The sequence below is a fragment of the Aerococcus agrisoli genome (assembly GCF_003797145.1).
GTDB classification, from domain to species: domain Bacteria; phylum Bacillota; class Bacilli; order Lactobacillales; family Aerococcaceae; genus Aerococcus; species Aerococcus agrisoli.
Map to the genome: position 1 here is coordinate 1 of NZ_RKMG01000043.1, position 10,018 is coordinate 10,018.

Below are 10,018 nucleotides of genomic sequence, written 5' to 3' on the forward strand. Positions count from 1 at the left end.
ACTTAATTTGACAATTTAAGATGAATAAAAATAAATGATTTAAAGGGGGATGGGCTTTGAAGTTATTTTTCAGTACTAAGGCTATTAATAAGTTGCAATCATTATCACAGTTTGAAAACATCTGCTTAAGCGATACAAACAGCTTAAACATTAGTAAAGACCCAGATATTGATTTGGTGATTCGTACGAATGAAACAGATTTTTCACGGTATGATGAAGTATTAGAAACGCACATTGGTAAAGTGCACGTCCAAACCTCAGCCTTGAAAATTCTTGGTCATGATAACCGCATCGATTTCGATGATTTCAGACAAGTATTCGTACTAATTGTCGACGGCCAAATGGTAAACGACAATATCTACTTACAAAAGGCACAATAACATTTCATCAAACGGGCTGGTCACGACTAGTCCGTTTCCTTATGTCATCATTTTTTATTTTTTAAAGGAGAAAATTATGTCAGATGCCCAATTCAAAGCCTATTATAAACAAACACGTCCCGACCGGATTAAAATCCTCGAACAAGCCAAGCGCATTAGCGCAGATCAGGCACAAATGCTATTAAATGGTACAGGTTTATCCGATGATATTGCTGACAACATGATTGAAAATGCCCTATCAACCTACAAATTACCCTACGGTTTAGCCTTAAACTTCACAATCAACGGAAAAGAAATCGAAGTCCCAATGGTCACTGAAGAACCTTCAGTGATTGCGGCTGCTTCAAATGGTGCCAAAATTGTAACTGGTGGAGGTGGTTTCACCGCTCAAGTCGATAATCGTCTGATGACAGGTCAAATCGCTTTTACAAACGTAAATACCCAAAACCTAGCTGACCAATTTGCAGCTTGGATCCAAACCAACGAAGATACCTTATTAAATATTGCTAATGAAGCATACCCTTCCATTGTGAAACGCGGCGGTGGCGCACGGACAATTACGAACCAATATTTCCCGGCAGCAACGCATAATGAAGCCTTCTTTAATGTCTACCTAGCTATTGATACGCAAGAAGCTATGGGTGCTAACATGATGAACACAATGTTGGAAGCTTTAAAACACTACATGCTGACTCAGATTGATTTTATCCCTGAACTGGATGCCCTCATGGCCATTTTGAGTAACTATGCACTCGAAGCTACAGCTACGGCAACTTGCCAAATTCCAGCCGCTCTTTTTGCAAAAAAAGATATCGATGGTCCAACAGTAGCCAAACGCATCGCCCAAGCAAGCCAACTAGCCCAAGTAGATGTCTACCGGGCGACCACTCACAACAAAGGGATTATGAATGGTGTTGATGCTTTCGTTCTAGCAACAGGTAATGACTGGCGCGCAATTGAAGCAGGCGTCCATGCCTATGCAAGTCGTGATGGCCAATACCGAGGTTTAGCAACTTGGTCATACGATGAGGATACCGAAGTCTTGTCTGGTCATATGACCCTACCCCTACCTTTAGGTGCGGTTGGTGGTTCTATTGGGATTCACCCTACTGTTCAAATCACTAAAGCGATTCTAGGCCAAGCAGATGCCAAAACCTTAATGCAAATCGCTGTTAGTGTTGGGCTTGCTCAGAATCTAGCAGCCGTTCGCGCCTTAGTTTCAGAAGGTATTCAAGCAGGACACATGCATCTACAAGCTCGTTCACTGGCCATTCAGGCAGGTGCACTAGAGTCGGAAATCCAACTAGTGGTTGACGCGTTAGAGCAAGCGCCTCATATGAATCTACAAACTGCTAAAGACATAGTTGCTCAGTTGCATGAAGCTTAGTCTTTTTCACAAAAAATAAGTGCAGTCACAAGTTTGAACATGAGCTTGGACTGCACTTTTTTGTTATTTATAGATTCGGTGATGCTGTTCGATTCCTGCTAGTTGGAATTGTTCTTCGTCTTCAGGTAGGAGTAGTTGTCTACCGTCAGTTGGTAAGGCTTCTTGGAAGATTAATTCGTAGTCAGTTACGGATAATTTGATACGGTTGTCTAACATTTCTTGGTGACGTTCAGCTGCTAAATGGTCTTCATATCCGTCCACTAATGTGATGGAATAGAATTCAGCTACGGCACCTGATCCATAGGAGAAGACACCGATAGCGTCGCCTGCTTGTAGGGTTTCACTTTGTTCGATTAATGATATCAAACTTAGGTAAAGTGAACCGGTATAGATATTCCCCACACGTTTGTTGTACACGCGACTCGCTTCAAATTCTTCTACCAAAGCATTTTGTTTGGCTTCATCAGCTTCAGGCAACATTTGGCGCAAACCTTTTAGCCCCATTTTTGAGTATGGTAAATGGAATGCGAAAGCTTTGAAGTCCTCAATGCTATGGTTGAAGCGTTCCTTGTAACTTGTCCACACATTATCCAAGAATTGTAGATATTGTTGGTTTGAAAAATGGCCATCTACTTCAGGATATGGTGAATAGTTTGGTCGCCAGAAGTCATGGATGTCGCCTGTATATGAAACGGCATCATCATTAATTACAGCAATATGTGGATCTTTACTAATCAACATCGCTACTGCACCGGCACCTTGGGTTGATTCACCAGATGTTTTTAAACCGTAACGTGCGATATCAGTGGCAATCACTAAAGCTTTTGATTCGGGATGGCGTGCGATATGGTTTACAGCCGTTTGAATACCTACTGTTGCTCCATAGCAAGCCTCTTTCATCTCGATTGAACGTGCATAAGGGTTAATACCTAATAATTGATGTACGTATACAGCCATAGCTTTGGATTGATCAATTCCTGATTCGGAAGCCACAATCACAAAATCAATTGCTGCTTTATCTTCATCCGTCAACATTGGCCACGCCGCATTGGCAGCCATTGAAACAGGATCTTGGGTTAAAGGTGCAACAGCTTGTTGTGTTTGCCCTAAACCAATCGTAAATTTTGCTGGATCGACATCTCGAGCTTCAGCTAACTCTTCCATGTCTAGGTATACATGGGGTGTGAAAAAATTAAATTTATCGATACCTATATTCATTTTTCATTTTCTCCCAACTATAGTTTATATATTTAACTCGACCTCTCAATATATCATTTTATCATAATTCACCATAATTTCATGCATATCTTCTATTCTTAGGAAAATCTGAAATACTTAATAGAGTGCGACAATAACCGTTTTGATTTGAACCGTTGGAAGAAAATGAAAATAAGACGTACTTCAGTCTTATTGATTTTTCTAAAACGCAGTCAAATCAGGTTATTGGAGCAGGTTTTCATAGAGTGCGACAAAAGTTGTCCAGCTTTGAACCGTTGGAAGAAACAAAAAAGGTCAGTGCTTTCAGCACTGACCTTATAGCATATATATGCGTCATTATTTAGCAACTAACTCAGCTGCATCAAAGTATTCAACCGCATTGTGGTATGAAACGTTAGCAATTAATTTACCTAATAATGCTTCATCGTTAGGAATTTCACCACGTTCCACCAAGTCACCAATGTAATCGCAGAATAAACGGCGGAAGTATTCGTGACGTGTGTATGAAATAAATGAACGTGAGTCAGTTAGCATACCGACAAAGTTCATTAATAAACCACCTTCAGCAAGTGCTTTGAATTGTTTCAACATACCGTATTTTGTATCGTTGAACCACCAACCAGAACCTAATTGTACACGGCTCTTCAAACCTTCATCATTAGCTTGGAAGTTGGCTGCAGTTGTTGCTGCTAAATCGAAGTAAGCTGGGTTTAATGGATACAAGATCACTTTAGGTAGCTCATTTGTTTTATCCATTTCGTTCAATAAACCATTCAATGCTTCTGCAACATTCACTTGGTCATTGATTGAATCTAAACCTGCATCCGGACCTAATTGGTTAAAGATACGTTCAGCGTTGTTACGAATAGCACCAAAATGAAATTGCATTACGAAACCTTTGGCCTTGTAAATTTTACCCAATTCGCGCACTAATGCTGTTTGGAATTGACCATATTCATCTAGGCTAATTGCTTCACCTTTTACAGCTTTTTGGAAAATAGCTTCAGCGTCATCATTTGTTGCAGGACGGAAAACCAATTTACCCAAACCATGGTCAGAGATATTTGAACCATGATCAGCAAAAAATTGAATACGATCTTCTAAAGATGCCACTAATGATTTAAATGAATCAATTTTGATACCATTCGCTTTTTCCATCTTAGGAAGAAAATCAATGAATTTTTGTTCTCCAACAGCAAAGGCTTCATCCGGGCGGAAACCTGGGACAACAGTCACATCAAATGAATCGTCTTCCGCAATTTGTTTATGGAATTCCAAAGTGTCGTATGGATTGTCCGTTGTACAGATAAAGGTTACATTGGAATTTTTGATAAATTGACGTGCTGTTAAGTTTTCATCAACCAATTTTTGATTGGCAGCTTCATAAATCTCTTTCCAGTTGTCACCGCTTAAAATTTCATCTACATCAAAGTAGCGTTTTAATTCTAAAGCTGTCCAGTGGAACAAAGGATTTCCAATTGTATTCGGCACAGTTTCAGCCCATGCTTTGAATTTTTCTTCATCAGATGCATCGCCAGTAATTTTATCTTCTGACACACCCATGGCACGTAAGCCACGCCATTTATAATGGTCGCCACCAAGCCATAATTCCGTAATATTTTTGAAAGTATAGTCCTCTGCAATTTGTTGTGGTGATAAATGGCAGTGGTAATCAAAAATCGGTTGGTCTTCTGAATATGTATGATACAAGTGTTTTGCAGTTTCACTTTGTAACATAAAATCATCGTTAATAAAACTCATGTAAAAAGATCTCCTTCCAGATTATCTAGCAAGAAAGTTCGTCAAAAAAGTTTAGCGGTTTACGTCAAAACCTTCATCACTATTCATTAGTTGGTGTACATCATTAAGGGTAAGAATCCCCATATCACCAGGAATTGTATGTTTTAAAGCAAAGGTAGCATTGGCGAATTCAATACACTCTTGTGGGGTGTAATTTTCAGAGTTGATGGCATAGATTAGGCCGGCAGCAAAAGCATCGCCACCTCCGATTCGATCAATGATATCTACATCAAATACTTTAGAAGCATATAGATTATCCTTGGTATATAAGTAAGATTGTAAAATGTTGCGGTTCGCGTTAATTGTTTGTCGTTTCGTCAAAGCGATGGCTTCTAAATCAAAGTATTCACTTATGTATGCTAACATATCATTTAAGGTGTCAAAGTCATAAGGACGTTTGATATTATTGATATCCTTGTAGTCTCTACCACCCTCACCAGGTACAAATAATGGCTCAATGCCAAAACAAATATCCGCATAAGGCAACAACTCTGCCATTTTGCTACGGGCAACTTCAAAGTCCCATAGGCTTGCGCGATAGTTCAAATCGATCGATACTTTTAAACCACGTTTTTTCGCTTCTTGCATGCATACTTTTGTTAATTCAAACAAATTATCTGATAATGCCGCAGTTATCCCCGATGTATGGAACCAATTAGCATCCTCAAAAATCAAATCCATGTCATAGTCAGTAATTTTAGATTCAGTGAATGCTGAATGTTTACGGTCATAGACAATTTTTGATGGACGAATAGAATAGCCTTTTTCGGCAAAGTAAATACCTAAGCGATGACCTTGACGCAGCATGTATCCCGTATGGACACCATTTTTGCGCATAAATTCAACCGCGCTATTACCCAATTCATTATCAGGGACGGCTGTGACGAAACTAGACCACATACCTAAATGCGCAATTGTAGCAGCAATATTTGCTTCTGAACCACCATATGTAACTTCTAATTTTTGCGCTTGGGAAAAACGTTCGCTATCCATTGTAGTTAAACGAATAAGGATTTCCCCAAGTGTCACAACCTTCTTTCTCATATTACTTTCCGCCTTGGATTTCAGCTAAGCGATCTGCGAATTTTTGGGCTTCTTCACGACAAGAATCTGCACCATCAGTTTTATAACGTTTTGTTAAAGCAGAACCTACACCAACAGCCCATGCACCGTTGTTAATCCATGTATCCATGTTTTCAATGTTCACACCACCTGAAGGCATCATTTCAACTTGTGGCAATGGACCATGTACATCTTTAATAAAGCCTGCACCTAAAACGCCACCTGGGAATACTTTAACGATTTCGCAACCAGCTTGAAGTGCTTGTTGAATTTCAGTAACGGTACCACAACCAGGTAAGTAAGGTACAGTGTATAAATTACAAATTTCAGCAATTTCTGGTACCCATGTAGGTGAAACGATGAAACGTGCACCATTTAAAATTGAAATACGCGCAGTTACCGCATCTAAAACAGTACCCGCACCAACAACCATATCTGTACCCGCAAACTCTTTAGATAAACGATCCATTACTTTTTCTGCACCAGGCGTAGAGAAAGTTACTTCGATATTTTTCACGCCACCTTCATATACAGCTTTAGAAATTTCGTAACCTGCTTCTTCTGATTCGCCACGCACTACCGCGAATAAGAAGTTTTTTTGCATTTGTACAATTGTTTCTGCTTTTTTTGCCATGTTTATTCCTCCTCAGGAAATTTATTTGCTTTAAGTATACGCTAATTTATGCATCGTATTTCGCTAATAAATCTTTAAATTCACCGATTACTTGATCTTGGTATTCACCCTCATATTCTTTGTTGTTGAATTTTGCTAACGCTTCATTGCGTAGGCGGTCCCACGAAAATTCTTCGCTACCAAATAAAATTGGGTAGTATAATACACCATTTGTTTGTGCCGCTTTTAAGTCACCAGGTGCATCACCAACCATCAAAATCTCATCCGCTGCATAACCATGTTTCAATAAGTCGGCAATGGCATCTGCTTTTGAGCCAGCTTCTTGACCATAAATAACATCAACAGAAGGCATTAAGTCATGTCGTGTCCACTCTGATTGTAAAGCTTCTGAATTAGCTGAAGAAACAATCGCTACGTCATCAATTTCAGTAATCGCTTCTAACCCTTCTTTAGCACCTGGGAATGGTTTATCACGACCAGATAATTCTGTATGGATACCATCGTTTACTTTTGTTGACCAGTCCAAAGCTGCAACCAATGAAGCATCTTCATTGGCTTCGATTGCTTCTTTCAAAGATCCATTTGATAAAGAAGCAGTTGTATTCGCCCAGTCACGTAAAGCATCAATATTCATGATTTCTTCACCAGATTGACGCGCGTTATCTAAACACATGACCAATGCGGTAAAACGATTGACACCACGTGTGCTAGAGAATAGGTTGACGCGGTTCCAATCTTCTTGGAAGGCTTCATTGTTTTGAATGCCAAATACTTCAGCTGCCAACGGACCGAAAAACTCGAAATGCTTGACGTTCATTGTGTCCATTGCACATCCGTCTGAGTCCACACATACTAAAAATTGTTTTGATTTTGTAAATTCATTTGGTAAAACTGCCATTTGAATATTTCCTCCTACGAATCATAGAAAAAGGGCTTTGAGCATTGATATGATACCCCTGCCAAAGCCCTCCAGTAATAAATTATTTGATTATTTACTTAAGCATTAAACACCAGCGTATGCTGCGAAACCACCATCGATTGGTAATACAACACCGTTAACAAAGCTTGCTGCTTTATCATCCGCTAAGAATAATAGACCACCTAATAATTCTTCTGGTTCACCGAAGCGACCCATTGGTGTACCGTTGATGATTTTTTCACCACGTGGTTTTAATGTTTTGTGGTCAGCTTCAAACATTAAGTCAATGTTTTGGTTAGAAACTAAGAAACCTGGCGCAATCGCGTTTGCACGGATACCAACGTGTGCAAAGTGAACTGCTAACCATTGTGTGAAGTTAGAGATAGCTGCTTTAGCACCTGAGTATGCAGGGATTTTAGTTAATGGTGTGAATGCATTCATAGAAGAAACGTTGATGATGTTTGCTCCTTCACGACCAATCATATCTTTCGCGAAGATTTGTGTTGGTAATAAAGTACCTAAGAAGTTCAAGTTGAACACGAATTCAACACCTGATTGATCTAAGTCGAAGAATGTTTTTGTTTCTTCTGGTAAATCTAATTCATGGTATTCGTTGTCAGTAGTTGCACGTGCATTGTTACCACCAGCACCATTTACTAATACATCAGTACCACCGAATTCAGCGTCTACAGTTTCTTTCGCTGCTTTAATTGATTCAACATCTAATACGTTACATACAACAGCAATCGCTTTACCTTCGATGTCTAATGCATTGATTTCATCTGCACGAGCTTGTGCAGCTTCACCATTTAAGTCTAACAAAGCAACGTTAGCGCCTGCTAATGCGAAAGCTTCAGCAAATTTAGAAACTAAAACCCCACCAGCACCTGTAAGAACAACTGTTTTACCTGAAAAGTCGTGTACGAATTTGTTTGTCATAATAAATTACCTCTTTCTTCACGCTGATTATTCAGCAATACCGAGTAATAGTTGCTTAATTATTTGGTTGTACCAAAGTTTGGTGTTTTACCTGCAGCCTTCATTGCTGCTTCATATAAACCGTTAAAGTAAGTAGCACCTAAAGCACGGTCATATAAGCCGTAACCAGGTGTTACAGTTTGGTCACCCCAAATGCGGCGGCCGTGGTCAGGACGTAAAGCGCCTTGCCAATCTGCATCTACTAACATTTTGATTACTGCGTACATGTCGATGTCACCGGCTTCTGATAAGTGAGCTGTTTCTTGGAAGCCCCAGTCGCCACGTTTTACATTACGTGTATGCATGAAGTTGATACGATTACGATCTATAGCATATTTCATGATTGCAAGCGCATCATTTTTCGGATCAGAAGCGTAAGAACCAACACACATTGTAATACCATTGTATTCTGAGTCGTAGATATCTAAGAAACGTGAAACAGCTTCTTGGTTAGTTATGATACGTGGTAAACCAAAGATGCTATATGGAGGATCATCTGGGTGGATAGCCATTTTTACACCGGCAGCTTCGGCGGTAGGCATGATTGCTTTGATAAAGTATTCTAGGTTTTCCCATAATTGTTCTTCATCAACATTATCACGGTAGTAGTCTAAAATCGCTTTCATTTCTTCTTTTGAATAAGAAGAATCCCAACCAGGTAATGATAATTCACCTTCAACAGGATCCATACGTTCAACGTCTTCTTTAATAAAGGCTAATGATTTAGAACCGTCTGGAAGATCATGGTTTAAGTCAGAACGTGTCCAGTCAAACACTGGCATGAAGTTATAACATACAACAGGAATTCCAGCCTCACCTAAGTTACGTAAAGTTGTTTTATAGTTTTCAATTAAAGCATCACGATTTGGTTTACCTTGTTTGATATCTTCGTGAACAGGAACAGACTCAATTACCGAAATATGCAATCCAGCATCTTCGACATCTTTCTTCAATTGCTCGATGCGTTCTAGCGGCCATGCTTCTCCAACTGGGATATCATACACAGCTGTAACGATACCTTGCATACCTGGGATTTCACGGATTTGTTGTAATGTAACAGGGTCATCCTGTCCATACCATCTGAAACTCATTTCCATAGTCTAATACTCCTTTGTGTGTGATCTTAACTTCGCACGATTTTTTATGAGCAAACGCTTCCGCTCATTACTCCTACATTCTACATAAAAGAAAACGCTTTTTCAATAGCAAAATAACAATTAATGCAATTTTTTGTTAAAAATGTAAGGGCATACACTGGTGCATTGGTATTCCTTTTCACTTTATTTATTTTTCATGGTATAATAAAACATACCAAAAAAGTTATTTATTTAAAGGAGGTCCGCAACATGGCAAGAACAAAGGCACAAAAGAAAAGAAACCGCAAAATCCTATGGTATATTATCTTAATTATTTTTACCATTGTGCAAGGTTTCCTGATTTCTGACACAGAAGACGTTGAATAAATATAGCATTTTATGCATAAAAACTTTTGATTTAAAACGTTTTCATGCATATTTTTCATAAAAGCAGTTTCAAACAATATTTGCAATGTAGAATTCAGTGCCAATCAATCATGATTGTACATAGTTCACATTCAAAAAGGAGACCAAAGCTCAGTGGTACACTCCCTACAAAGTAGA

The 10,018-nt window shown here is 39.1% G+C and carries 9 protein-coding genes; 2 read left to right on the forward strand and 7 right to left on the reverse strand.

The window, feature by feature from the left end; all coding sequences use genetic code 11:
- Window positions 1–56 precede the first annotated feature (56 nt).
- Both EF384_RS08985 and EF384_RS08990 read left to right on the forward strand, forming a co-directional pair.
- On the forward strand, window positions 57–380 hold the full coding sequence (locus EF384_RS08985; RefSeq protein ID WP_123781297.1) for an iron-sulfur cluster biosynthesis family protein: 324 nt from the start codon (window positions 57–59) through the stop codon (window positions 378–380).
- A 76-nt stretch (window positions 381–456) separates the two neighbouring features.
- The gene (locus tag EF384_RS08990) at window positions 457–1,767 is read left to right on the forward strand and encodes a hydroxymethylglutaryl-CoA reductase, degradative (RefSeq protein ID WP_123781299.1); all 1,311 of its coding nucleotides are present in this window, start codon (window positions 457–459) and stop codon (window positions 1,765–1,767) included.
- Window positions 1,768–1,830: 63 nt separating this feature from the next.
- Here EF384_RS08990 and EF384_RS08995 read toward each other — a convergent pair whose 3' ends face one another.
- The 7 genes from EF384_RS08995 to uxuA all read right to left on the reverse strand — a co-directional run bounded on the left by EF384_RS08995 (window position 1,831) and on the right by uxuA (window position 9,475).
- Complete coding sequence (locus tag EF384_RS08995; protein WP_123781301.1) at window positions 1,831–2,985, reverse strand: hydroxymethylglutaryl-CoA synthase; 1,155 nt, start codon at window positions 2,983–2,985, stop codon at window positions 1,831–1,833.
- 336 nt (window positions 2,986–3,321) lie between these two features.
- Entirely contained in the window at window positions 3,322–4,746 is a 1,425-nt protein-coding gene (uxaC, locus tag EF384_RS09000; RefSeq protein ID WP_123781303.1) for a glucuronate isomerase, read from the reverse strand.
- 51 nt (window positions 4,747–4,797) lie between these two features.
- Window positions 4,798–5,829 (reverse strand): sugar kinase, encoded by a 1,032-nt coding sequence (locus EF384_RS09005; RefSeq protein WP_123781305.1) that lies wholly within the window; start codon window positions 5,827–5,829, stop codon window positions 4,798–4,800.
- A gap of 1 nt (window position 5,830) precedes the next feature.
- Window positions 5,831–6,481, reverse strand: a complete 651-nt coding sequence (locus tag EF384_RS09010; protein WP_123781307.1) for a bifunctional 2-keto-4-hydroxyglutarate aldolase/2-keto-3-deoxy-6-phosphogluconate aldolase — start codon at window positions 6,479–6,481, stop codon at window positions 5,831–5,833.
- Between the two features lie 46 nt (window positions 6,482–6,527).
- Entirely contained in the window at window positions 6,528–7,379 is an 852-nt protein-coding gene (locus EF384_RS09015) for an HAD family hydrolase (RefSeq protein WP_123781309.1), read from the reverse strand.
- 105 nt (window positions 7,380–7,484) lie between these two features.
- Window positions 7,485–8,339 carry an SDR family oxidoreductase gene (locus EF384_RS09020; protein ID WP_123781311.1) on the reverse strand — a complete coding sequence of 285 codons (855 nt, stop codon included), beginning with the start codon at window positions 8,337–8,339 and terminating at the stop codon, window positions 7,485–7,487.
- 59 nt (window positions 8,340–8,398) lie between these two features.
- Window positions 8,399–9,475 (reverse strand): mannonate dehydratase, encoded by a 1,077-nt coding sequence (uxuA, locus tag EF384_RS09025; RefSeq protein WP_123781313.1) that lies wholly within the window; start codon window positions 9,473–9,475, stop codon window positions 8,399–8,401.
- Between the last annotated feature and the right edge of the window lie 543 nt (window positions 9,476–10,018).